The organism is Nocardia sp. NBC_01377 (genome assembly GCF_045040005.1).
Taxonomy (GTDB): domain Bacteria; phylum Actinomycetota; class Actinomycetes; order Mycobacteriales; family Mycobacteriaceae; genus Nocardia; species Nocardia noduli.
The window spans coordinates 3,894,004-3,919,373 of the sequence record NZ_CP109566.1; the positions used below are offsets into that span (position 1 = coordinate 3,894,004).

19 protein-coding genes and 1 pseudogene are annotated in these 25,370 nt (G+C 65.4%); 11 read left to right on the top strand and 9 right to left on the bottom strand.

Going from position 1 to position 25,370, the window contains the following annotated elements:
- The first annotated feature begins 7 nt into the window (after positions 1 to 7).
- From OG225_RS17950 to OG225_RS17980, 7 genes are all read left to right on the top strand, one after another.
- Positions 8 to 1,612, top strand: coding sequence for an AMP-binding protein (locus OG225_RS17950; RefSeq protein WP_405183293.1), 1,605 nt, complete (start codon positions 8 to 10; stop codon positions 1,610 to 1,612).
- Positions 1,613 to 1,614: 2 nt separating this feature from the next.
- Complete coding sequence (locus OG225_RS17955) at positions 1,615 to 2,061, top strand: Zn-ribbon domain-containing OB-fold protein (RefSeq protein ID WP_405182713.1); 447 nt, start codon at positions 1,615 to 1,617, stop codon at positions 2,059 to 2,061.
- Complete coding sequence (locus tag OG225_RS17960; RefSeq protein WP_405182714.1) at positions 2,058 to 3,203, top strand: thiolase C-terminal domain-containing protein; 1,146 nt, start codon at positions 2,058 to 2,060, stop codon at positions 3,201 to 3,203. The genes OG225_RS17955 and OG225_RS17960 overlap by 4 nt, the downstream gene beginning before the upstream one ends.
- Before the next feature lie 38 nt (positions 3,204 to 3,241).
- The gene (locus OG225_RS17965; protein ID WP_405182715.1) at positions 3,242 to 4,042 is read left to right on the top strand and encodes an SDR family NAD(P)-dependent oxidoreductase; all 801 of its coding nucleotides are present in this window, start codon (positions 3,242 to 3,244) and stop codon (positions 4,040 to 4,042) included.
- An 87-nt stretch (positions 4,043 to 4,129) separates the two neighbouring features.
- On the top strand, positions 4,130 to 5,170 hold the full coding sequence (locus OG225_RS17970) for an alcohol dehydrogenase catalytic domain-containing protein (protein ID WP_405182716.1): 1,041 nt from the start codon (positions 4,130 to 4,132) through the stop codon (positions 5,168 to 5,170).
- Between the two features lie 617 nt (positions 5,171 to 5,787).
- Positions 5,788 to 6,915: an arabinofuranosidase catalytic domain-containing protein gene (locus OG225_RS17975; protein ID WP_405182717.1), complete on the top strand. Its 1,128-nt coding sequence runs from the start codon at positions 5,788 to 5,790 to the stop codon at positions 6,913 to 6,915.
- Positions 6,916 to 7,077: 162 nt separating this feature from the next.
- On the top strand, positions 7,078 to 9,543 hold the full coding sequence (locus OG225_RS17980) for a glycoside hydrolase family 2 TIM barrel-domain containing protein (RefSeq protein WP_405182718.1): 2,466 nt from the start codon (positions 7,078 to 7,080) through the stop codon (positions 9,541 to 9,543).
- Between the two features lie 48 nt (positions 9,544 to 9,591).
- Here OG225_RS17980 and OG225_RS17985 read toward each other — a convergent pair whose 3' ends face one another.
- Genes OG225_RS17985 through OG225_RS18000 form a run of 4 tightly spaced genes read right to left on the bottom strand, consistent with a single transcriptional unit; the run spans position 9,592 to position 14,464 of the window.
- Positions 9,592 to 10,440 carry an alpha/beta hydrolase gene (locus OG225_RS17985; RefSeq protein WP_405182719.1) on the bottom strand — a complete coding sequence of 283 codons (849 nt, stop codon included), beginning with the start codon at positions 10,438 to 10,440 and terminating at the stop codon, positions 9,592 to 9,594.
- Entirely contained in the window at positions 10,437 to 11,222 is a 786-nt protein-coding gene (locus OG225_RS17990; protein ID WP_405182720.1) for a TetR/AcrR family transcriptional regulator C-terminal domain-containing protein, read from the bottom strand. The genes OG225_RS17985 and OG225_RS17990 overlap by 4 nt, the downstream gene beginning before the upstream one ends.
- Before the next feature lie 28 nt (positions 11,223 to 11,250).
- Positions 11,251 to 12,987: a glycoside hydrolase family 3 N-terminal domain-containing protein gene (locus OG225_RS17995; protein WP_405182721.1), complete on the bottom strand. Its 1,737-nt coding sequence runs from the start codon at positions 12,985 to 12,987 to the stop codon at positions 11,251 to 11,253.
- A gap of 34 nt (positions 12,988 to 13,021) precedes the next feature.
- A complete protein-coding gene (locus tag OG225_RS18000; protein ID WP_405182722.1) occupies positions 13,022 to 14,464 on the bottom strand; it encodes an MFS transporter in 1,443 nt (480 codons plus the stop codon).
- A gap of 573 nt (positions 14,465 to 15,037) precedes the next feature.
- Here OG225_RS18000 and OG225_RS18005 point away from each other — a divergent pair.
- From OG225_RS18005 to OG225_RS18015, 3 genes and pseudogenes are all read left to right on the top strand, one after another.
- Positions 15,038 to 16,093, top strand: a complete 1,056-nt coding sequence (locus OG225_RS18005) for an alpha/beta hydrolase family esterase (protein WP_405182723.1) — start codon at positions 15,038 to 15,040, stop codon at positions 16,091 to 16,093.
- A complete protein-coding gene (locus OG225_RS18010) occupies positions 16,090 to 16,299 on the top strand; it encodes a hypothetical protein (RefSeq protein WP_405182724.1) in 210 nt (69 codons plus the stop codon). Before OG225_RS18005 ends, OG225_RS18010 begins: the two co-directional genes overlap by 4 nt.
- Positions 16,300 to 16,424: 125 nt before the next feature.
- Positions 16,425 to 16,583: pseudogene (locus OG225_RS18015) on the top strand (helix-turn-helix transcriptional regulator); the annotation flags it as partial.
- A 207-nt stretch (positions 16,584 to 16,790) separates the two neighbouring features.
- Here the strand turns inward: OG225_RS18015 and OG225_RS18020 are convergent.
- Positions 16,791 to 17,897: a terpene synthase family protein gene (locus OG225_RS18020; RefSeq protein ID WP_405182725.1), complete on the bottom strand. Its 1,107-nt coding sequence runs from the start codon at positions 17,895 to 17,897 to the stop codon at positions 16,791 to 16,793.
- Positions 17,898 to 18,580: 683 nt separating this feature from the next.
- Positions 18,581 to 19,333: a carboxymuconolactone decarboxylase family protein gene (locus OG225_RS18025; RefSeq protein WP_405182726.1), complete on the bottom strand. Its 753-nt coding sequence runs from the start codon at positions 19,331 to 19,333 to the stop codon at positions 18,581 to 18,583.
- Between the two features lie 121 nt (positions 19,334 to 19,454).
- Here OG225_RS18025 and OG225_RS18030 point away from each other — a divergent pair, with 121 nt between their 5' ends.
- Entirely contained in the window at positions 19,455 to 20,006 is a 552-nt protein-coding gene (locus OG225_RS18030) for a TetR/AcrR family transcriptional regulator (protein ID WP_405182727.1), read from the top strand.
- Positions 20,007 to 20,776: 770 nt separating this feature from the next.
- Here OG225_RS18030 and OG225_RS18035 read toward each other — a convergent pair.
- The 3 genes from OG225_RS18035 to OG225_RS18045 are packed head-to-tail and all read right to left on the bottom strand — an operon-like array spanning position 20,777 to position 25,365.
- Positions 20,777 to 22,135: an ABC transporter substrate-binding protein gene (locus OG225_RS18035; RefSeq protein WP_405182728.1), complete on the bottom strand. Its 1,359-nt coding sequence runs from the start codon at positions 22,133 to 22,135 to the stop codon at positions 20,777 to 20,779.
- Between the two features lie 12 nt (positions 22,136 to 22,147).
- On the bottom strand, positions 22,148 to 24,604 hold the full coding sequence (locus OG225_RS18040; RefSeq protein ID WP_405182729.1) for a glycoside hydrolase family 2 TIM barrel-domain containing protein: 2,457 nt from the start codon (positions 24,602 to 24,604) through the stop codon (positions 22,148 to 22,150).
- Positions 24,601 to 25,365, bottom strand: a complete 765-nt coding sequence (locus OG225_RS18045) for an alpha/beta hydrolase (protein WP_405182730.1) — start codon at positions 25,363 to 25,365, stop codon at positions 24,601 to 24,603. The genes OG225_RS18040 and OG225_RS18045 overlap by 4 nt, the downstream gene beginning before the upstream one ends.
- Positions 25,366 to 25,370 lie beyond the last annotated feature (5 nt).

Genomic DNA, 25,370 nt, shown 5'->3' on the forward strand with positions numbered 1-25,370 from the left:
GAATTCGATGCTCGCCGAGACGGCCGCCGTCACGCCGGCCACGCTTGCCCCGCAGTCCCCCGGCGATCTGCTGGTGCACTCGTTGTCCATCGATCCTGATCGGCCTGTCGTCATCTTCCACGACACCGGCCGCGCGGTCACCGCCCGTGAATTCCAGGATGTCGCGGGCCGATACGCGCAGGCGATCGACACACTCGGACTTGAGCCCGGCACCCGGATCGGCCTGCTGTCCCGGAATCGCCCGGAGGTGTTGTTCGTCAACGGCGCACTGAATTTCGTGACCAGTGAGCTGTGCACCGTGGCACTGCATCCGATGGGTTCGGTGGACGATCTGGCCTACACGGTCGACGACGCCCACATCGAGGCACTGATCTTCGATCCTGATCACTACCAGGGTCACGCCCGGGAATTGCGGGAACGCATTCCGCATCTGCGTCACCTGCTGGCGCTCGGGCCCACCGCGGTCGGCGAGGATCTGACGGCGGTGGCGACAAAGTTCGAACCCGCACCTGTGCGGGGGGTTCGCCGCGCACCGGAAGACATCTCCCGACTGAGCTATTCCGGCGGGACCACCGGCAAACCGAAGGGGATCATGGGTTCGCCTCGGAGCGCCGCCGCGCTGATCGACATCATGCTCAAGGAATGGGAGTGGCCCTCGCAGGTCCGGCAACTGGTGTGCTCGCCGCTCTCACACGGCGGCGGGGCGGTGTTCGCCCCGACGATGATCAAACGAGGCAGCCTGATCGTACTTCCGGGGTTCGAGCCGACGGCGGTGCTGGAGGCGATCCAGAAACACCGGATCACCTGCGTACTCATGGTTCCCACGATGATCTACGCGTTGCTCGATCATCCGCGGCTCACCGACTACGACCTGTCCAGTTTGGAGATTATCTACTATGGCGCCTCATCCATTTCGCCGACCCGCCTGAAGGAGGGAATCGAGAAGCTCGGCCCGATCTTCTTCCAGTTCTACGGCCAGGCCGAAGCGCCGATGACGCTGTCGGTGATGAAACGCGCCGAGCACGATCCGGACAACCCGGCCCGACTCGCGTCCTGCGGACGGCCGGTGCCGTGGGTGCGGGTCGAACTGCTGGACGACCACGCCCGGCCGGTGCCCGACGGCGAGCCCGGTGAGATCTGCGCGCAGGGACAATTGGTGATGAGCGGATACCTGAACAAACCGGAGGCCACGGCGGCGGCCTTCGAGGACGGCTGGCTGCACACCGGCGACATCGCGGTCCGCGACGCCGACGGTTTCCTGCGCATCGTGGACCGCAAGAAGGACATGATCGTCACCGGTGGATTCAACGTGTATCCGCGCGAGGTGGAGGATGTGCTGTCGAGCCATCCGGCGATCGCCGAAGCCGCGGTCATCGGTGTGCCCGACGAGCGGTGGGGCGAAGCCGTCACCGCGATCGTGGTGCTGCGCGAGGGCGCCGAAGTGCCCGAGAACGAATTGATCGCCCTGGTACGCACCGCCAAGGGGCCCGTGCAGGCGCCCAAGCGTGTCGTGTTCGCACCGTCGATCCCGCGCACCGGACTCGGCAAGCCGGACAAGAAGGTGCTGCGCGCCGAATACGCCACCGCCGCATCGGGATCGGGATCACACTGACGATGCCGAACGACAACATCACTGCCGAACCGCTGATCCCGGCCATCAGGACGGACGCCGACGGGCAGCACTATCTGGCGGGCTCCCGATGTTCGGGCTGCACCGCGATCTTCGCGGGCGGCCGGTCGGTCTGCGCACGCTGCTTCACCCGCGACCGGATGAGCGAGGTCCGGCTGGCGACCCGAGGCACGGTCTACGCCTTCACCATCGTGCACCGCAGCTTTCCCGGGGTGAGGACACCGTTCGTCGCGGTGACCGTGGACCTGAGCGACGGCGCGCATATCCGGGGCACACTCGAAAACGTCGCCCCCACACCGGAATCCATCCCATTCGACATGCCGGTCGAATTGGTTTTCACCGAGGTCGTGCCTCCGGGCGCGGCGGGCCGCGCCTACCTGAGCTATCACTTCCTCCCGGCGAACGGGACCACCTCCGGAGGTTTCCGATGAGCCACGTCTACATCGTCGGTGTCGATATGATCCGCTTCGGCCGGTATCCGGAGCGGACCGTGCCGAATCTCGCCGCCGAGGCGGCGCTGCTCGCGCTGGACGACGCCGATCTGACCATCGCGGATATTCAGGCCCTCTACTGCGGAAACGTCTACGAGGCACGCACGATGGTGGGCCAGCGACTGCTGGCCGAAATCGGCCAAACCGGAATTCCGGTCACCAATGTGGCGAATGCCTGCGCCACCGGCGCCACGGCGTTCCGGGATGCCTGGACATCCGTACTGGCAGGAGTCTACGACCTGGTGCTCGCCGTGGGCGTGGAACAAATGGGGAAGGGCCTGCTCGGCGGTGGCGCGGGCGTCTCCCCGGAGGGATTCATCGGATCCGCCTCGAATCCGGCGATGTTCGCGCAGATCGGGGTGGAACACACCCGGAAGTACGGCACGACGTTCGAGCAATTCGCGAAGATCTCGGTCAAGAATCATTTCCACTCGACGATGAATCCCAAGTCGATGTACCGCAAGGAAGCCTCACTCGATGAGGTGATGTCGTCGGAGATGATCTCGTATCCGAATACGAAGCTCATGTGTTCGGTGAATGTCGACGGCGCCGCCGCGGCGGTACTGGCGTCGGAGGCCGCGGTCGAGCGTCTGGGGCTGACCGACCGGGCCGTGAAGATCCGGGCCTCGGCGATGACGAGCAATCCCTACCAGGAACGCGGAACCGCGTTGCCCGATTTCAGTTCGGCCACCCGCCTGGCCGCCGCCCAGGTCTACGAATCCGCGGGAGTCGGTCCGGAGGACCTCGACCTGGTCGAATTGCACGACTGCTTCGCGACCGCGGAGATGGTGCATTACGAAAACCTCGGCCTCTGCGCCGACGGGGAGGCGGGCAAACTCGTCGACGAGGGCGTCACCCGGCTGGGCGGCCGCATTCCGGTCAATGTCTCCGGCGGGCTGCTGTCCAAGGGGCATCCGCTGGGCGCGACCGGGATCGCGAATGTCTATGAAGTGTGCACACACCTGCGCGACCGTGCGGGCGCGCGTCAGGTCCCGGGTGCCCGGCTCGGCCTCACCCACGTGGTCGGAGGCGGCTACGACCTCGGAACCGCCTGCGCCGTACACATTCTCGAGCGCCGGTGACAGCCGCGGACCCGATCGGCACAGGAGACGTATCAGCGGTGAGCACATCGAGATTTCGCGCCAAGACCGCCTTGGTGACCGGCGCCGCCTCCGGAATCGGCGCCGCGATCGCCACCCGGCTGATCGCCGAGGGCGCCACGGTGGTCGGAATCGACATCGCCGCGACGGCTCTCGACGAGTTGGCCACCGTACTCGGCCCGGCATTCGTCGCGGCCGCGGCCGATGTCACCGACGAGACCGCGGTCGCGGCCGCGGTCGGTCTCGCCGCGGACCGATTCGGCGGTCTCGATCTGGCCTTCAATGTCGCGGGCGCCGCCCGCGCCGCCGCGATCGTGGATATGACGGAGCAGGATTGGGTCTTCACGGTCGACCTGCTCCAGAAAGGCGTCTTCCTCGGCACCAAACACGCCGCCCGCTTGATCCGCGACAGCGGCCGTGGCGGTGCGATCGTCAATGTCGCCTCGCTCGCGGCGCACATCCCGGTCTTCGGCAACGGCGCGTACGCGACCGCGAAGGCCGGTGTCGAGATGTTCGGCAAGAACGCCGCGATCGAACTGGCCGCCTTCGGCATTCGCGTCAACACAGTTCTGCCCGGGCTGGTCGACACCCCGATGATGGCCAGGGTGCTGAGCGATCCGCCCGCCCGCGCCGACTTCCTGGACCGGATACCGCTGGGCACAGCGGCGACCCCCGAGCAGGTCGCCGCGCCGTGTCTGTATCTGGCCAGTGCCGACGCGTCCTATATCACCGGCACCAGTCTCGTCGTCGACGGTGGCTGGGAGATCAGTAACTTCCCGAACCTGACCGGTTTTCCGCGTGCCGCGCCGCCACGCTCCTGAGCGGATACAGCACCGCCCGAACGCGGTGGCAGCGGAGCGCGTCCGCTTCCGTTCCCGCCCGATATCCCCCGCGACACGAGGTGAGCGATGCGCGCCCTACAACTGACCGCACCCGGCGTCCTCGAGATTCGCGAGGTCCCGATACCCGAGATCGGGCCGGCCGATCTGCTGCTGCGCGTCGGCGCGGCCGGTGTCTGCCATTCGGATCTGCACGTCCTTCGCCTGTCGCACACGCTGCGGCCGCATCCGATGACGCTCGGGCACGAGGTCGCGGGTGCGGTCGAAGCGATCGGAGCGGACGTCGAAGGCCGTGTGCTCGGCGAACGCGGCCTGGTCTACCTCTGCTGGTCGTGCGGCCGCTGTCGAGAATGTGTGAGCGGAAACGAGAACGTGTGCCTCGCCGCAGGTCGCGGTGCGTCGCCACCGTGCCCTGGACTCGGCCCCGACGGCGGCATGGCCGATTACATCCGTATCCCCGCGAGTTCGTTCGTGCCGATCGGCGATCTGGACTACGCCGAGGCCGCCCCGCTCGCCGACGCCGCACTGACCAGTTGTCACGTGATCAGGGGCGTCGCACATCTGCTGCGCCCCGGCTCGACCGCCGTGGTGATCGGCGTCGGCGGACTGGGTCACGTGGCCGTGCAGATCCTGACGGCCACGTCCGCCGCGCGGGTGATCGCGATCGATGTCGGCCGTGACAAACTCGACCTCGCCACCCGCTGCGGCGCGGAACTCGGCCTGATCGCCGAAACGGATACCGCACAGCGCGTCCTCGAACTGACCGAGGCGCGAGGGGCGGAGGTGGTGCTCGACTTCGTCGGAAGCGAAGCGACAGCGGCGCTGGCGCTCGAATCCGTCGCCCCGAACGGGGCCTACCGGATGATCGGTGTCGCGGGCGGCACCCTGCGTTTGAGCACCGGGGCAGCGGGCGCGACGGGCTGGCCGTGGGGAGCGTCGATCCGAAAGTCCTACGGCGGTACCAAGAGTGATCTGATCGACGCGGTCGCACTGGCCCACGCGGGCAAACTCCGGGTCCAGGTCGAGCGTTTCGATCTCACCGACGGCCGGGATGCCATGGACCGACTCGAACGCGGGCTCGTCACCGGCCGCGCCGTGCTGGTGCCGTAGTCGGGCGCGGCAGGCCACGCGGCACCGATGCGCAGGCCGCGATCCAGTCGTCGTCGGGTGGGCCAATTGGTCGAGGGCGACGTCCTCGGTCGGCACCGCGGACGGGCCGGCTGGCCCGCCAACGTCGAACGATCTTCTGGGAGGTCTCCCTACCGGCTTTGGACAAATTACTTTACTATCGGTAACGTAATTCGCGGTCGTAGGCTTGCGTCGGGCACACGACTACGAGTTGGTGGCGTCCGGGTACCGGACTCGAACGAGCGTGGATCGACATCCCGTACGGGTGTTCGCCCTCGTGATGTCTGGGTGATCAGGACGGTGTCGATTCCGGTGATCACCGCTGCGATGATGCTCGAACGTTCGGGATTCATTGCCGCTGACCACTGCGTTCGCCGCGGCGAGTGTCGTTGCCGCGGATCTCGGGCATCGGTGCGCGGATGCGTGCCGTTGGCACTCACTATAGGAAGGGCCGACTTATGGAGCCGACCAGATCCCACGGCTGGCGTCGAACGCGCGAGAGCGCCTCGCGGAATCGTCACGACCGTTTCCTATCGCCTCCGAGTCACAGGCGGAGCAGACGTACGCGCTCTGTCGCCACGGCGGCGATCGGGATGGTCGTGTCTGTGCTCGTCGTGGTGTTGGGAGTGGCTCCGTTGGCTACTGCCGCACCGAGCGAGGGGCGCCCCCAGGGACCTTGCGACATCTATATGGCCGCCGAATCACCATGTGTCGCCGCGTTCAGCACGACGCGCGCGCTCTCCGCGACTTATCGAGGGCCGCTCTATCAGCTCGAGCGGGCTTCTGACCGGGCCTCGCTCAACATCGGTGTGCTGCCCGATGGATACGCCGACGCGGCCGCGCACGACGAGTTCTGCACGGGCACCACGTGCGTGTTCGCCAAGGTGTTCGACCAGTCGCCGAACCACAACGACCTCGGACTTCCGGAGCCGTTGTCGTTCGAGACGCACGGCTTACTCCGACTGATCCCGTTCCATCTCCTGGACGCGAGCCTTCTGCCTATCGTGATAGCGGGGCACAAGGTGTACGGGATGTACTTCGACGGTGAGCATTCCGGATACCGAAACAACCAGACCGCCAACATGCCGATCGGCGACCAGCCCGAAGGCATGTACATGGTGGCGGGTGGCGACCACTTCAACAGCACGTGCTGTTTCGACTTCGGTAATGCCGAGACCGACGACACCGACGACGGTGCGGGCACCATGGACGCGGTCAACCTGTCGACCATATGCTGGTTCCCCAACGGAGTCGGCGCTATGCCGAACTTCTTCGGCGGCGTCCCGCCGGACTCGCAGTGCAAGGGCGATGGCCCCTTCGTTCAAGCCGATCTCGAGAACGGCTTGTACGGGTCCGATACCGGCGTGAGTCGAGACCCCGGCTACGTCGGAGAGCAATACCCGTATGTCACCGCGATGTTGAAGAACGACGGCACGAATTTCTTCGCCCTCAAGGGCGGCAACGCCCAGTCGGGGGCGCTGTCCACCCGTTACGCGGGTCCGCTGCCCCCCAAGCCGTTCGTGCCGAACCCGGCCGACGGCAACGGCTACTCACCCATGCGTAAGCAGGGTGCGATCATCCTGGGCACGGGCGGCGACGGCGGCTCGGGCGCCGGGGACTTCTTCGAAGGTGTGATCACGAGGAACCTTCCGACCGACGAAGCCGAGAACGCGGTTCACGCCAACATCGTCGCCGCCGGGTACGGGTCACCTGCCCCGACGAAGTAGATCCCTGCGTCCATTCGCAACCGTCACACGGCGACGCGCTCGATTCGGCGAGGACCGTGATCGAGCACGTCATCCGAAGGTCGACGGACGGCGGCCGGAGCGGTGCCGGTTCACGTCGAGCCGGCGATCCGCCAAGCCCCGCCAGCCCGGAAGGGAAGTTTCATGCTTCGAGAGTCCTTCGATCAGCAGTGGTATGTCCGAAAGGGTGACGGCGCGGCGGCGGGAGCGCCGGTCGGGCCTGTGACCCTGCCCTACGACGCGATGTTCTTCGAGGCGCGTGACCCCGACTGCAAGAACGGCGGGAACACCGGCTTCTACCCGGGTGGTGTCTACCGCTATTCGAAATCGTTCACGGCTCTGGAAGAATGGCGCGAGCGGGCCGTGGTCCTCGAATTCGAAGGTGTCTATCACCGTTCACAGGTGTTCGTGAACGGTCGGCTCGCCGGCGAGCGTCCCTCGGGATACGCGCTGTTCCATGTCGCCGTGGACGATTTCCTCGTATTCGGGACCGAGAACACTATCGAGGTCGTGGCCGACAATTCGGATGAGCCGAACAGTCGCTGGTACACGGGCAGCGGCATCTATCGTCCGGTGCACCTGATGGTCGGAGGACGCGTTCGCATCGCCCCGACAGGCGTGCGTATCGCCACAGAGGCACTATCCGGATCGACGGCGATCGTCGGCGTAGTGACGCTCGTGGTGAACGACTCCGAGGCAGCGCGGACGGTCACGGTGAGCGCTCGGTTCACCGGCCCGGATGGGGCGGCCATCGAGCCGACGATCGGCGAACTCGCCATTCCGGCCCACGGCACGGCTGAGCTGCGCCAACAGGTTTCGGTCGCGCAAGCGGCGCTCTGGTCACCCGACACCCCGCACATGTATCGGGCCGAGGTCACCGTCTCGGAGGGGGGCCGGACCGTCGACACCACCCGGGAAGAGTTCGGGATCCGGACGCTGACCGTCGACGCTCGAAACGGGCTGCGAATCAACGGCAGGTCGGTGAAACTGCGCGGGACCGCGATCCATCACGACAACGGCGTGATCGGAGCGCACACACTCGACGCGGCCGAGGAGCGGCGGATCCGCATCTTGAAGGAGTCCGGGTTCAACGCGATCCGAAGTTCGCACAACCCGGCATCGCGAGCGTTGCTGCGTGCCTGCGACCGGCACGGCATGCTCGTCATGGACGAGCTCACCGACGCATGGTTCGTGCCGAAGGTGAAGTACGACTACAGCCGATACTTCGAACAGTGGTGGGAGCGTGATCTCGAAGCATTGATCGCCAACGACTTCAATCACCCTTCCGTCATCATGTACTCGATCGGAAACGAGATCTCCGAGACCGCCGCACCGCGCGGGATCGCCGCCAACCGTCTGATCGCCGAGAAGACACGCGAACTCGACCCGACACGACTGATCACCAACAGCGTCAACGGCTTCCTCAACCTCATCGCCTCGCGCGATGACGCGAAGATCGAGAAGAAGGTCGAATCAGCCCGGACCGGCGAGGAGAATCCGAACAAGAACCTCATCCGCGTGCTGAACCTTCTGCTCGGTGTGCTCGACAGGATGCTCGAGCGCATCGTCAGGCTTCCCGCGGTGGATAGACGCACCCGTGAGATCTACGCGGAAGTCGATGTCGCCGGGTACAACTACATGGTCGGCCGATACGAACTCGACGGAAAGCTGCACCCCGACCGGGTGATCGTCGGAAGCGAGACCCGAGCCGCGCAGACGGCGACCATCTGGAAGAGGATCGAACACCTCCCCTATGTGATCGGTGACTTCGCCTGGACCGGCTGGGATTACATCGGCGAGGCCGGTATCGCGGTGAAGCGGTACGGCACGACCAAGCGCGCGATCTACCACCCGTACCCCGCTCTGCTCGCCGGGGAGCCGGTGATCGACATCACGGGGTTCCGCCAGACCCAGTCCTACCTCGATGAGATCGGCTGGCACCTCTCGGCAGGGCCACACATAGCCGTCGAACCGGTCGACCACTCCGGCGAGAAGGTCATGGATACCGGCTGGCGGGCCACCAACTCCATCGCGAGCTGGAGTTGGGAGGGCTGTGAGGGGCGCACCGCGACCGTCGAAGTGTACGCCGACGCCGCGTGGGTCGAGCTCAAACTCGACAGCGAAACCGTGGGATCCGCGCCATCGGGGGCGGACAGGGACTATCTCGCGAAGTTCACCCTCCCCTACCGGCCGGGCCGGCTGACAGCGATCGCGTACGCCGAGGACGGCAGCGAGATCGGACGTCGGACTCTGGTCAGCGCGACCACCGGAACTCGGCTGACCGTCGTACCCGAGACCACCACACTGCGGGCCGATGGCGCCGATCTCGCCTATATACCGATCTCGATCACCGATGACGCGGGAACCGTACGCCCCCTGGCCGATCGCCCTGTCACGGTGCGGGTCGAGGGTGCGGCCACACTTCTCGGACTGGGAAGCGCGGAGCCCATCACCACCGAAGGTTTCGCCACCGACACCCATCGCACGTTCAACGGACGCGCTCTCGCGGTCATCCGAGCAGGCCACGAAGCGGGAGAAGTCGGGATCACTGTCACTGCCGACGGGTGTGACCCCGTCCGGATCGAATTGCGGGTCATCGATCCCGATTGACAACGGCGGCGCGCGAGAACGGCCTTCCTCGGCAGATTGCCGCTGTGTTCAGTTCCGGTCTCGATGACTCAGCCAATCGGTCATCGTCGCGATCGCCTCGGGGTAGCCGCGGGAGCCGGGCTTGTTCAGGAAGCCGTGACGGGTTTCGGGAATCACCGATGTGCTGAGCGGGACGTTCACGGCGCGCAGATGATCGGCGAATGCCTCGCTCGAGGCACGCAGTGCGTCGCGGTCGGCATCGAGCAGCAGGGTGGGGGGGAACCCGCGGACGTCGGCGGTTCCGGGAAACACGGCGGGATCGGCGAATAGTTCGTCGGTTCCGACATAGTTCATGGTCATTCGGCGAAAGATCTCCGGTGCTGCGCCGAGTCGCGCGATACCACGCAAGCGGGGGCGTAAATTCGCGGACAGCGCGGGGAGCTGGGCGTGGAACAGTCCGTATACCAGGAGCAGGCCCGTGGGGGCCGCGGTCATGTCCTGTCGTACCCGCATCGTGGCGGAGGCCGCTAGGCATGCGCCCGCGCTAGCGCCTCCCAGGATGACGGCGCGGCCCGGGTGCCTGCCGACGGTATCGAGCACGGCGTCAGTAACGTCGTCCAGGGGTACGGGGTAGCGGTTCGTCGAGGGTTTCAAGCGAAATCGGCCGATCAGTGCGAAAGCTGGCACCAGCCGATAGTCGACCGTCGTGACAGGACGACCCGTGGACGCGATGGCCGTCGCGACCGCGTGTGATTCCGGCATGTCGAGGTCTCCGGAGCCGAATCCACCTCCGTGCACCCACACCATGGGGGTGTTCGTCGTGGTCACCGCCGGTCGGTAGTCGCGCACGCGGAAGTCCCCGTGGCGGCCGGTGACGGTTCGGTCTTCGGTGGTGACAGGCGTTTTCTCGATGGTCATAGTTCTTTCGAAACCGAGCGGCGATCGGCGGGTGAGGGCCGATCGCCGGGATGTGAGCGGAATGTGAGGACTTGCGGGTGGTGTGCCAGCCAGGCTTCGAAACCCGCGATGAGGATCGTCAGGTCGAAGTCGAGGCGGTCGGCCTCCAACACGCGAAGCTCGGGAAGGATCCGTCGTAGAACCGGGAGTTCGCCTTCGGGCAACTCGTCGAGGACACGTAGGATCTCGACTCTCGAGGGATGCTCCCCGAACTGGTCGGTGAGAAGTTGGGCGCGAGCGGATTCGTGGGCGACGGCTGTGATGAGAGCCAGCGCTCTTCCCGCGGCGTCGTCCCCGAATCCGGCGTCCAACAGAATCTCGGCCAACTGTTCGGCCGGCTTCATCAACGCCCACGTCGATACCTCGGTGACGTAGATGCCGAGCGTGCGCTCTCGCAGGAGTGCGTCGCGCGTTCCCACGGCGAACACCCGGACCGCGGCCTTCCAGTCGGCCTTCGGCAGGACCAGATCCTCGAGTTGGGCCGCCAATGCCTCCGCGCCCATGAGCGCGAGCAGTTCTTCGCGTTTGGAGATGTGATAGGTGACAGCCTTGCGGTCGACGCCGAGGCTGTCGGCGACCGCTTGCAATGTGAGCTTCTCGGGATCGAGATCGGCGGCGGCGGCCAAGATCACCTGCCTGGTCAGATTCGCACGGTGACCAGGACCACGCTGCCCCGGGTTTCTTCGGCGGCGGGCGGGGACATTCTCCGAGCTATCGGGCGGCGGGGACTGTTGGTTACTCACAGTGTCTTTCTATCCGGAGGCGGCGCGGTCAGGAGTAGCGGAGCCCGAAGCCGTATCGATAGGTCGGGGCGGCGGTGTCGTGAGGTGTGTCGGATCGGCTGGCTTCGACAGCCGCCATCGAGGAGGGAATGTCGAAGGGCAGCTTGCCCTCGGGGGCGGCTTCGCCGAACAGTACCTGGACGAACGCGGTTTCCGAGGCACCGAAGTTGGCGATGATCGATGCGGCGGCCTGCTCGATATCGGCCAGGATGGCGGGGCGGTCGAGGTAGATGTCGATGACGGTGGGGACCTTCTCACAGATCTCGGTGATTCGCGATACTTCCTCGGCGGGGAACGCGAGGGAGCCTGCGTGGAAGAACGATTCGGGGGTTCCCGGTTCGCCGCGCGATTGCCACGGTGCGGCCAGTCGCAACACGGCCACATCGGCTTCCTCGGGGGTGTTCACCACCGAAGCGCGGTCACCGACCGCCTGGGCGGAGAGTCCTTCCAGATACAGCCGCAGGCCACTCGACAGTGGTAAGGAAGCGGGGCCCTGGTCGGCGTTCTCGAGAAGAGTGTGCGCGGCGGCCTGAGCCGCGAGTCCTTCGGCGCGTGCCTCGGGGGCGCCCACCAGGCGATCGGCGCTGTCGGGGTCCACGAACGGGTTTTCGAACAGGCCCAGCGCGAACTTCTCACGCAGGAGTCGTCGCACGGAGGAGTCCAAGCGTTTCTCTTCGACCTTGCCCGCCTTCACCAGAGCGACAAGGGCTTCCGGTTTGCTCTCGCCGCCGAACTGGTCGATTCCGGCGTCCAAAGCCTTGAGCATGCGTTCTTCGTAGGTGAGATTCTCCACGCCCCAGCAGGTGTTGCCGAGAATGCCCCAGTCGCTGCACACTATTCCGTCGTAGCCGAGTCGCTCGCGCAGCAGATCGGTGATGATGGCCTTGTTGAAACTGAAGCCGACCTCTTCGTACTCGGTGCCGACGGGCATGCCGTAGTAGGGCATGATCTGCGAGACGCCCGCCGCGATGACGGCCTTGAACGGTTGCAGGTGCAGATCGAAACGTCCTCCCGGATAGACCTGCTCGCGGCCATAGGCGAAGTGCGGATCCTCACCGTCCTTCTGCGGCCCACCGCCGGGGAAGTGCTTGGCCATCGCCGACACCGACTCCGGCCCGACGCTCTCTCCCTGAAGCCCGCGCACGTAGGCGACCCCGAGACGGGAGACGAGGTCGGCATCCTCGCCGAAGGTGCCGCTCGTACGGGCCCAGCGCGGCTCTGTGGCAAGGTCGATCTGCGGGTGGAGCGCTGTTCTGATGCCCACCGCGAGGTACTCGCGCCGTGTCACGTCCGCGAAACGCTCGACGAGTTGCTCCGAGCCGATAGCGGCGAAGCCGAGAGGTTCGGGCCACTGGCTGAAGGGACCGGCCATCAGTGCGGTCAGCGGATTGTTGGTGAAGGAGTTCCTGGGATCGCTGGACAGGGTCACCGGGATGCCGAGCGGATGCCTCGACGCGGCCTCCTGCACGGTGTTGTGCCACACCGCGATTTCACGGGCCGATGGGACGAACAAGGTGCTGAAGTGGTTGATGCGTTTGTCGAGGGACGCGCGCAGTGCAGGTTTTCCGAACTGGCCCGGCTCATCGAGATCGGAGACGAACGCCATTTCGTGGAACATCAGCCCGGCCTTGTCCTGCAGGGTCATCCGGGAGAGCAGGTCCTCGACCCGCTGGTCGACCGGCAGCGACGAGTCCCGGTAGGGGTGGCCGGATTCGGTGGAGTTCACGAGTGAGTCGTCCTTTCGTTTCAGGGTAGGCGGGCTATCGAGCACGTTTCACCGGGATGATGGCGGCCGCGGCGGCGAGAACGACCACCGCGGCGACCACCCACACCGCACGATAGCCCCCGGCCAACGCGACGACCTGTCCACCGATGATGGGACCGATGCCTTGGCCGAGATTGCCTGCCATGCTCGCCATGCCCAGGTCGCGACCCGCGGTCTTCTTGTCTTCGATGACGTCGATGAACAGCGCTTGATCGACCACGACGTATCCACCGAGTGCGATTCCGGCGATCACGGCTTGGATGAACAGGGCGGATACCGTAGCCCAGATCAGTGGTATGAGCATGGAGGTCGCCATCAGGACGGATGTCCAGAAGACGAAGGGTTTGCGGCGTCCTATCCGGTCCGACCAGCGTCCGACCACCACCATGGCGACGAGCATGCACGGCAGGGCCGCCACCTGGAGCAGCGGTGCGATCTTCGTCGCCTCGGAGGGGCTGAGGGCCGGATGGACGTAGCTCTGCAACATGTAGATCGAGTACAGGATGGAGATCGAGTACCCGAACATCATGACGATCTTGGCGAACCAGACCCAGCGGAAATCGGAGTCTCGCAGCGGGATCACGAACGACCTGAAGGTATCCGTCCACTCCATCGGCGCAGTCGTGAGCTCCATCGATGAGCGGTCGCGGCTGATCAGCACGAACAGTGTCGCGAGGACGACGAATGCCAGCGCGAACGGGTAATAGGCATCCAAGCCGAGAGTGTCGAAGGCAAGTCCGGCGCCGACGGCGCCGACGGCCGCTCCGAGCATCGAACACAGACCGGAGATGGCGGACGCCATGCCGATCCTCCGCGCATCGACACGATCGGCGACCGTTGCCGTGAGAGGGACGGAGCTGACGTTGAGCAGGAGTTGGGAGAGAGCCCAGAACACTGCCATGTACGCGATGGTCGGGGAGTATCGCAGGCCGACCAGCAGCAGCGTGCCGAGAACAGCACCACCGACGATCCAGGGGGCGCGCCGCCCCCATGGCGACCGGGTCCGATCCGAGAGCACACCGGTTATCGGCTGGATGAACATCGCGACGAAGACTGCCGCGGCTTGCACGTAGGACAGACTCTGGGCACGCGCGGACTCGAACCTGTCCAGGATTGCGAGCAGGCGTTGCTGGTCGGCGGAAGGAGTGACCGAACCTGCTTCCACCTGTGCCTTCAGATCGCTGAGTTGGTGCAGATCGGCCCCGTGGTCGGCGCCGGTGAAGAATTTGTCGAACTCGATTCCCTGCACCTGGTTCGGTAGCAGGATCCCACCGACCGCCCCGAAGAGCATGAAGAAGCCCATCAAGGCGAACGCGTAGGACACCACGTAGCGGCGGAAGGGGCGTCCTTGGCCCACCTTCAGGGAAGTGCCGCGTTCGGTAGAGGGGATGTCATCGGCCGGTCTGCTGGCTTCGGCCAGCCTGTGAGACTCGTTCACGCAGGCAACTTCCTCTGGATGCGCGGAGAGAGAGGCAATTCAATTCCCATACGGGAATCAATTCCCGTATGGGAATATCGTGCACGAGGGTGTCCGAGGGGTCAAGTTCGTGAATGCGCGGACTTGCCTCTCCGTAACGCGAGGCGATGACGTGGGTGCCGCATGCTCTCGAACCCGCGCTTCGAAGGTCGCTTCGGGGTGCGATGCTTCACCGTCGCCTGGCGGCCCGCCTCCGTCGGCTCTGTCGAGCCGAGGATAGTAGGCGACCTTCGCCCTGGAAGTAGGCGAATCCACCTCGGCCCCTTGACGTTTCCCGCCCGAAGCGGCATCGTATTCCTGTATGGTAATAATTCCTATTCAGGAATACACACAGGTGCATGCGCCGCAATCTGTGATCACCGCCGCCGCCACGGGTGGCCGTAGGTATTCGGCATCATGTGGACCGGGTGAGTCGTGAGCAGGCCGGGACGCATGCGACGGTTCGCCCCTTCGAGAGTCCGGGTCCGCACAGCGGCCGGTCGGGTGCGCGTTCGCGAGATTCGATCTCCATGGTCAGCGTGGAACGTGTTGGGGGTGATATGTATTGCCGCGAGCATGGTCGTCGTCGCCAACCTCGGGACTCGCTCCGACGCCGAGCCTGCCGCCGGGGCGCCCCGTGGCGGGAACGGCACCGTGCACAGCTGGACGTACACGTCATCGAGCGGTACCAATCCGTATCTCGTCTATACGCCGCCGAGCTACCGTTCCGGTGACTCGTGGCCCCTATACGTCAATTTGCACGGTTGCTCGACGACCGCGGAACAGCAGATGTACTCGACGGGGCTCAACGAAGTGGCGGACAGCGAGCAATTTCTGGTCGTATATCCGGATGTGAACGAGGCGACCGCGGGGGGATGCTGGCGCGCGTTCTTCGGCGATCCGGCGAGCGGGCAGCGTGGTGCGGGCGGTGACGCCGACATCGTCGCCGCCATCACCCGCGCCACGATGGAGCGCTACACGGTCGACCCCGAACGCGTCTATCTGATGGGTATGTCGTCCGGGGGATTCCAGGCGAGCGCCGGCGGTGCTGCCTATTCCGACCTTTACGCGGCCATCGGGGTCAGCGCCGGAGGCGGCTACGGCATGAATGTGTCGTGTGCCGCGCTGACAGACGATGTCGTACCGCTGTACGCCCGGGAAGCCGTCGCGCAGATGCGCACCGCGGCGAGGGTCATGCCGTTCTTCGCCATCGGCGGGACCGTCGACCCGTTGGGCGAGGAGTCGGCTCCGGGGGGATGTAGCAGACTGGCCTTCGCGCAGTGGATGGCAACCGACAACCTGATCGCGGCCGACCTCGGCGCCGACGACTCCTACCAACTCGACCCGGCCTCGACGGTCCATGGCGCGGTACCCGATGGGTACACCTGGACGAAGCAGGTCTTCGGCAACAGGTCGGGCTGCCGGATCGGAGAACGGTGGATAGTCGACGGGATGGGCCATTTCTGGTCGGGAGGCTCGAGCGATCCGCGATGGTCCCGCTGGTCCGACCCTGAGGGGCCCGACGCCTCCTCCGCTTCCTGGGACTTCTTTCGTCGGTTCACCAAGAGCGGCACGGATCGTGGATGCGCCTCCGATGACCTATCGCGGTGAGCTGCCGGGACGACTACCGCCTCGGCGGACATCGCGATGATCGACGACAGTCCGAATCCGATCGCACGATCACTCCCCCGGTGCACACTGTCGTTCAGCTGATCGTGAGTGCGCTGCTGTTTCGAGTTCTGACTCGCCAGGACCTCGATGAGGCATTCGCCGACAGGATCGTCGACGTCGTCTTCGAAGGTATCGAGGCTCAGTAGCCAACGATGCCGATACCACGGGGTACCTTCTTCACCGATGCCGCGCGCCCTCGGTAACCGAGCCGCCGCAGCCCGCGACCCGACTCGCCACCATCACCGGAGCCGCCACACCCGCGTTACACGCCATGCGGTGCCCGAGCCCTTTGACCGTGCGACAACGTGAGGTGATCGCCCTGGTCGCCGCGGGGATGTCCAATCGTCAGATCGCCGAACAACTCGTCACCTCGATACGGACCGTGGAAGGCCACCTGTTCCGCGCTTCCCGAGGCACCGGCATCAGCAGCCGCGATGGGCTCGCCACCCTGGTAGACCCACGACCTGCCCCGCCCCAGGGCAATCGAAGTCTGCGGCGTGCGAGTGACCCCCTGTTTCGATCCCGGTTGTCGGCGTATCAGGCACGCCGATGGCACCGGTCAGTGCGTCGAACGCGTCGTGGGTCGGCCACGACTGTCCGAACGGAGTGCCGCCGGGAGCGATGCGAGCGACCGAGCTCAATGCTGGTGGTTTTCGGTGAATATGGAGCTGCGTTTGTAGCGGGCGGTGCGCACCTGCCACACCCAGGTGGCTTGCACCGCGCCGGTGAGGTCGTCGATGTGCTCACCGATGATGGTTGCCAGTGCGGTGTCGGCGAGTGCGGCGCGGCGCGCGGTGAGTCCGGTACGCAGGGAGTGGAATTCGGTCAGTTGCTCACGCACGAGTGCGGCGGCGTGCTCGATCGCGTCGGCCAGGGTCGCGTCTGTGGAGTTGAGCAGGAGGATCGGGATCAAGTTGGAGTCGGCGCCACCGGTGATGCATTCCTTCTCGAAGGAGAAGAGGTCGTTCATCAGGCCCCCGATCTGCACGGTCAGTTGCCGTAGTCGCAACAGGTCGGTGTCGAGCCCGGTGGCAGTGATCGGACCCCACTGCAGGTAGGTGTCACGCCCGTATTCGCAGAACGCGATGACCGGATACATTCCCGACATGTCGGCGCGTAGCGCGATGTAGTCCTGGACGTCGAGGAGTTGCCCGCGGGCGCGGGCGTTCTGATCACGGTTGGCTGGGCGCAGATGCGCGACGGTGGAAGCGAGGGTTTCCTGCAGCCAGCGCGGGTCGGCGTCGCGGCTGAGTCGTTGCAGGAATTCGTGGGTGGCGACTTCGACCGGGACGGGTTCCGGTGGCACGGTGCCGGTTTCGAGCATGTCACAGAGGCGGTCGATGGTGGCTCGGGCGTGCTGTTGCTGCGTGTGGGACAAGTGCGCGTGCTTGTCACGTCCCACGGTGTCGTTGAGCCAGTACAGGATGGCGTTGAACAGGCCGATCACCGTCATCCGCTCGACGGTGACCGTGTTCGGATGCAGGTAGGGAGTCATGCTGTTGTAGTGCGTCGCACCGGGTTCGAGCCAGATCCGGTGCTGGCGGCACCACCGTTCCACCTCCCGGCAGGCCGGCTCCCCGAATCGGTTCGGTGTCAGATCGCGGCAGTATTCCACGATATCGAGTTCCGGTGTGCTGAACAGATCCCGCAGGGACCACCGCCGCGGCGACCGCAGTATCTGTTGGTACTCCTCGCGCATCGCAAGCAGCTTCGCCTCGACCGGTGCGGTGTAATCGACCGACATCACTATCCCTTCGCGAACGGACTCGCCGCGCCCTCCGGCGGAAAACCGACGCGACGAGAGGTGTGAGCGCCGGATGCGTGTGCACTCCGGCACCGCAGGGGTTCCGGGCTCCCGCGCGACCGCTGCGCTACTCTCCGACCCCGGACACGAACCGAGTCTGTCGCCGGACCTGGACCCCTAACCTACTCTGCCATAATACTTTTGGGTGCGCGGAGGCCGGGCGACCTACCACACGGTGGTGGCGGTGACCGGGACCACAGGAGATGGTGTGGCGTTGCGGGACTGTGCGATCGCGCTCCATCGCGGCAACTCCGACAGCGACTCACGGTCCGGGTTTGGAGCGGTTCCGGTGTGTTGGGTGGAGTTCACCATGCCCAAACCGGATACTCACCGGTGTCCCGAAACCGCGACCTGTACCGCGACACATGCTGCGCCACAGCGATGTTGCACCGATGGAGCCGGTTGGGCATCACCCGGGGAAAGGGGACGCTGCCCGGTCGCCGCTGGAGGATGCGACGAACTGCCAACGCTGGATCATGCCGATCTCGGAGGCGATATCGCCGTCGCGACGCGGACAGGCGCTGTTCGCCGCACGCACATGCCCGCGCGGGCGACGACGGGACACGTCATGGTCGACAGCGTCGCGCACACCGGGTGCAGCGCAGCTGTGGTGCCCGCGTCGCTCACTCGGCCCGGTAGGTCACCAGCGCGACGCCCGGAGCCGAGACGATCTGGATATCCGCGTCGTCGGCGACCCGGATGTGCAGGAAGCCACCCTCGATCGAGATCCGCGCGTCCTGCACCGTGCGCGCGGGCTGTCCCTCGCGATCGAGCAGCGTGTAGCCCTCGGCCAGTTCGACGCGGGCGGCATCGCGCCATGCCTGGTTCATCTTCGATCCTTCCGTCGAGGTCGCGGCCGGGAAATCCAGTTCCGGCCCGGCGATGTGGTTGAAGTAGTTCGACAGCACGTTCAGGGCGATATGGCCGGTGATATCGCCGATCTCGGCGTCGGAGACGCCCCCGGCGCGAGCGGCGGCGAGTGCGGCGTCATCGATCCGGCCTCGGGTCCGCAGGATGTCGCGCGCCAACCGCAGGACCGCGTCGGAGTGCGGCTCATCGGAGCGGGCGTCGCGGGTATCGGCGATCTCACGCTCGCCGAACCCCATGCGACCGGCGCGCATGGTGTACGCGGCGACGCAGTAGTCGCAACCGTTCTCGGCGGCGATCAGCAGGGCCAGCTGTTCACGCAGCCGCGCGCCGAGCACGCCCGCCGTCAGCGCGTCGCGCAGATCGAGGTAGCCGCGCAGTGCGGCGGGGCTGTTCGCCAGGGCGGCATAGAGATTCGGGACTCGCCCGAGTTGGCGCTTCACCTCGGTGAGTAGTGCGTTCTGTTCGTCGTCGGCGATTTCGGTGGTGATCAGGGGCAGTCGGGACATGTGCGCTCCGAGCTCGACTCCAAACGGTACCAATCGGTGCCGAATTCAGACGGTACTGATCGGTGCCATCTTCGTCAAGAAGAACGGTACCGATTGGTGCCGTTCTGCTAGTCTCGTGCTCATGGCAACCCGGGCCAGGCAGCGTCTGCTCACCACCGCCGAAGATCTCTTCTACGCCGAGGGGATCCGCGCGGTCGGTGTCGACCGGCTGCTCCAGGAATCGGGGGTCGGCCGCGCCTCCTTCTACCGGCATTTCGACGGGAAGGACGCGCTGGTCGTCGCGGTGCTCGAGGACCGGGACCGCAGGTGGTTGGCGTGGCTGCGGGAATCGGTCGACGCCGAGAACCGCGCGCCCGCCGAACGCCCGCTCGCGGTATTCGACGCACTCGCGCAACGTTTCGCGCGCAACGATTTCCGTGGCTGCGCCTTCATCAACACCATGATCGAGATGGCCGATCCGGATTCTCCCGCGCACCGGGTCGCCGACATGCACAAGCGGCGCGTCATCGACTACCTGGCGGAACTGCTGCAGGACGCGGGCCGCCCCGACGCCGCCGAATTGGCCGCGGAATTCGCGCTCCTGGTCGACGGGGCGATCGTGACGGCGGTGCGCGAGTCGAGTCCGGCAGCCGCCGCGCGCGCACGGGCCATCGCCGCGCGGCTACTCGCCTGAATCCGGCTTCGTTGTCGACACCGGACATGTCGAATCAGTGTGCCGCACAAGGATCGGGCTCGAACACAGGCCTTCGACACTTGCGCCACTGCGGCACGCCAAGCAGGTAACTACCTCCCCTGGGGTAGCCGAGACGCGATCGGGGGCGCAGGTCGACGGTCAGGCCAACAGCAACACCGACTCTCAGGATGTTCTCGCCGACCATAGTGAAGCCTCGATGTCGTCAGCGACGCGAGTCGGGCGACCGCGAGAACCTTGTGTTGGTCATCCGTCGATATCTGTTCGCCGAACTCGGCACCTATCGGCTGGCCGAACTGAGCAACGCCTTCACCTTCGGCCATCTCGTACAGTTCCGACATCCTGGCACCGTTCAGCCCGATCGAGCAGGGTCCGACTCCCATGGACGGCACCAGACTTTCACCCCCCGTCGACTGGATGCCCACAGGACTACCACAAATGTGCGGAGCTGCCCTGCATCCGGTGCCGGCACGTCCACTGGGCTTCGACCTCCACGGACCAGAAGCCCGGCATTTCGTCCTTCGACGCTTGGGTCAGGCCGAGCAGCGCCGGATCGCCACGCCGGCCATCGGAGACAAGCTCCCTGAACACGACCTAGCGGGCGTAGTTACGTCGATTGCGTCGGCAGGCCTCGAAACCGGATAAGAACAACGCGTTCCTGGCAAGAGCCTGGCGTACCTCGTCGCGATGCAGAACAACCGGCCCGGTTCGATCTGATGGCGAAGTACGCCCTGCCTCTCCAGGACGATTCACTATTTGACATCGCTCATGCTCTTGCCGACGTCGGCCAGGGTGCGAGCCTTGCCGTAGTCACCCTTCGGCGTGTATGCGGGTATGTCGCAGCGGAAAGGGCCGGTGTCGGGTTGGAAGTCGGCGGGTCGCCAGCCTGTGGGTGTGGCCTGTTGGACATTGAAGCAGTCGGACGATGCGCGCGGGTTTGTCAGGTTGACCGCTGCCTGCAGTCCGCCGCCTGTCCACGCTGTTTGTTTCGTGGCTGCGGTGTAGACGCATCTGGGGGTCAGGTTGTCACCACATTCATTGGCCGACTTGGCGAACAGCGCCCACTGGTTGAAGGCCCGCAACGCCGGGTAGGTGACGTTCTTGCCGGGGGCGTATGTGGTGAACAGTTCTTTGACCTGGGCGACCGCGGGGGTGGTGTCGGCTGCGCTCAGGGGCGCGATGCTCGACAGGTCTGCGTAGTTGTGCTGGGCGGACAAAGAATTCTCGGCGAGTTGGATGAATTCCGGGGTGTAGGCGTTGCTGTTGGCGTCGACCCAGTCCAGGCGGTAGTCCATCGAGGTGAGGACTTCTTCGAGTTTAGCCAGGCTGCGGTAGTCGCCGAGGAAGACCATGCCCTTGACACCGGCGGATTTGATGGCCTGTGCGTAGGGCGTCCAGTCCGGTACGCCTGTGGCGGGGTATATGCCGTTGTAGACAATGGTCGCGCCGGAGCCCGGCAGTGACTCGCGGAGCATGTCGCCCGCGACTTTGGCGATCGGTGCGTCGCCGACGATGAGTCCGACAGAGGGGGCCGAGGACGGGTATGCCTGGTTCAACAGCCATTCGTGCATGCCGGAGGTTCCTCCGGAGGCGTTCACCTGTAGGTCGGAACCGACGTTCTCGACTTGGTCTACCTGGGCGGGGAAGTCGGGCAGCAAGCATGAGAGCCGATCCTTGACGCCGAGGGCGTCGAAGGCGGCGCTGCCACCGACGAGTGCGAAGTCGGTGCGGCAGGCTTCGAGCATGCGTTGGCGGACTTCGGTCAGATTGGCGTCGTGGATGACGGGGACGAGTTTGCGGCCGTTGACGCCGCCGTGGTCGTTGCACCATGAGGTGAAAACCTTCGCGGCGTCGACCAGTTCGGAGTTCTTGGTGAATCCCATGTCGGTGAACACGCCGAGGGTGATGGCATCGGCGGTGACTCCGCGACCGGTCGCGGCCGACGGTGTGCCGCTCTGGCAGAGGTTTCGCAGGGACCCGAGATCGGCTGTGGTGGTGGTCGTCTTCGTCGGCTGACCGGTGTCCTCGCCGATGCTTTCGCTTCTGCTACAGCCAACGGCCGAGAGCAGAAGCGCCGTCACGGCGGCGACGAGGATTCGCTGAATTTTCATGCTGGTTCCTAACTACTTCTCGACCGTGATCAAGATTTCGGTCGGATCGCATTCCGGTGCGCGAGCCACGACACGGATGACGCCGATGTCGGTGGGGCGAACGACCGCGAGTGCGCGTCCGTCGTAGGTGCGACGTTCGTTGGCGTCGAATCGTTCTTCGGTGCATGGGTCGGCGCTGCCGAAGCCTTGAAGGACCCCGGCGCCGAAGATTTCGACGCTGACCGGGCGATCGGCGTAGGTGTAGCAGGTGCCGTGTGCGTCGGTCAGGGTTATTTCGATATAGGCGAGGTCGCCACCGGTTGCGGCGATGACCGCTCGATCGACCTCGGCGCGCAACAGCACCGGTCCTGTCGCGGTTCGTAGGAGGCTGCGGCCGGTTTCGACGCCGTCTTCGTAGGCGAGGGCAAGCAGCTCACCGGCGTGGTAGACGGTGTTGTATTCGGTGCGGAATCGATGGTCTTCGCCGACCGGACGTCGCCCCAGAGAGCGGCCGTCGAGGAACAACTCGACCTCGTGTGCGTCACCGTAGACTTCGACGGTGATCGGTTCGCCTTCGAAGCCGGGCCAGGTCCAGCTGGAGATGCAATCCCGCCATGCCCAGGGCGTTCCAGCGAAGGCCTGTCCGTGGTATTGGGGTCTCTCGACCGTGATGTAGGGCTGTCTGCGTAGCCCGAAGACGATCTGGCGATAGTAGGAGGCGGGTTTGCGGTGACCGGTGATGTCGATGTCTCCGCAGCCTGCAACCAGGTAGGGATGCGGCGCGGTGTGGGTAGGTTTCGGGGTGTCGGGGGCAAGGTACTGTGCCCGGCCGAGACCGACCTCTCCGAGGTAGTCCCATCCGGTCCACGTGAAGTCCCCGATGACATGGCCGTACTGTTCGACCAGTCGCCAGTTCTCGTCGATCCGGGTGGGAAATGTCTCGGTGCCGAGGATGATTCGGTTCGGGAACAGGTCACGGTCCAGGGCGTAGCGGCTGTCGGCATAATTCATGCCTGCGATGTCGAGCATGCTGTAGGACTCGGCTGTGCGTCGGGTTACCAGTTCGGAGGCGCTGATGGCGTTCATCATCTGTCCGGGGTCCGCCATCAGCGTGTTGATGCCGGTGTCCTCGGTGGCGGCCTGTGCTGCTTGGCTTTTCATCTTCGCGAGGTCGGCCATCACGGCGAGCATGTTGTTGACGGCGTTGGTGAGGTAGCGGGTGCTGTCGAGGGATCGGACCTTTTCGGCGAGCTTTCGGCCCCACGCGGCACCGACGGGGGTGCCGGTTTCGGGGATCTCGTTGCCGATGGAGTAGAGGATGACGCTGGGATGGTTGAAATCCTTGGCGATCATGGCCTCGACGTCGCGTTCCCACCATTCGGGGAAGTTCAGGCTGTAGTCGAATTCGCTTTTGCCGGAGGTCCATACGTCGAAGGTCTCGTCCACCACGAGCATGCCTAGGCGATCGCACGCATTCAGCATCGCTGTGCTCATGGGTTGATGGGAGATGCGGATCGCGTTGAACCCCGCGTGCTTGAGTATCGCGACGCGTCGCTCTTCCGAGCGAGCGAACGTCGCGGCGCCCAGGACGCCGTTGTCGTGGTGCACGCAGGCGCCGCGTAATGTGACGGTCTCGTCGTTGATGCGTAGCCCTCGCTCGGGGTCCAGGCGGAGCGAGCGGACCCCGAAGGTGACGGTGTCGGTGTCGACCGTACCGTTCTCTTTGCCTAGCGTTACTTGCGCGCGGTACAGAGTGGGCGAATCGACGCTCCACAACGACGGGTCGCGCAGATAGAGCCGCTGACGGGCAGTTGCGGGTTCACCGGGTAGCACGGTGAGCTCGGAGGTGTCGCGGGCTACGACAGCTCCTGCGGCATCGTGGATTTCGGTGACGACCTCGACCGTCCGTATTCTGATCGAGTCGTTTTCGATCTTGGTGGCGACCTCCACGACGGCCTGGTCACGGTCGATATCGGGTGTGTTGACACGGATGCCCGCGGGTCCGATCCGGACCAGCCCTCCGACCAGCATCCACGTGTCGCGGTAGATGCCTGCCCCGGTATACCACCGGGAGTCGCGATGGCTGCGGGCTTCGACGTGGATTTCGTTGTGCTGTCCGAATTTCAGGAAGCGGTCGGCGTCGATGTAGAACTGGGAGTATCCGTAGGGACGTTGCCCGGCGTAGTCGCCGTTGAGGTGCACGACCGCGTCGCGGTAGACCCCCTCGAACTCGAACAGGATCCGTTTGTCGGAGTACTCCTCGGGGACGACGAAGGATTTGCGGTACTCACAGGCCCCGCCCGGAAAGTAGGCACCGGCGCCGCTTTCCATCCCGGTCTCGCCCTCGCGCGGGGCCACCCGCTGTCGGGCGATCATCGCATCGTGCGGCAAGGTGACGGGCTCGAACGCGACCACGGCACCGGCCAGTTCGGCGAAGGGATTGACCTTGGGTCGGGTCTGCCAGCCGTCGTTGAACGAGGTGCGGATCATTGTTGCGCCCCGGCGTGCAGGGCCCGGTGCAGCGCGGCGATCTGGTCGGCGACGATACGTCGGGTGATCGCCGCTTGCTGCACGATCGCAGTGCCGTGGAAGGTCCCAGGGTAAAGGACGAGTTCGGTGGGTATGTTCGCCTGCGCGAGGCGTTGGGCGTAGGCGATGCCCTCGTCGCGCAGGGGATCGAACTGACATACGGACACGAAAGCCGGTGGTAGGTCGGAAAGGTCCTCGGCCCGGGCGGGAGCGGCATAGGCCGAAACGCCGTCGGTGCCACGCACCCCCGGCCCCAGGTAGCTGTCCCAACTGAACTCCGCTGCTGAACGGTGCCAGATCGGTGTGTCGTGGTAGTCGCGCATCGACGGCGTACCCAAGCGATCGTCGAGTTCGGGGACCGCGAGGTACTGGAAGCACAGCGTCGGCCCGCCACGATCCCGAGCGAGCAACGTGACTGCGGCAGCCAGTCCAGCCCCCGCGCTCTCGCCGCCTACCGCCAGGCGTTCCGGATCGATGCCGAGTTCTTCGGCGTGTTCGGCGGTCCAGGTGAGTGCGGCGTAGCAATCCTCAGGAGGGGCGGGAAACGGGTTCTCCGGTGCCAGGCGGTAGTCCACACATACCACCACGACACCGACCTCGGATGCGATTCTCTTGACCTCGTGATCCACCAATTCGAGATTTCCCATCACGAACCCGCCGCCGTGGATGTAGAGCAATCCGGGCAGGGGAGCATCGGACTCCTCGGGGCGATAGATTCGCACGGGTA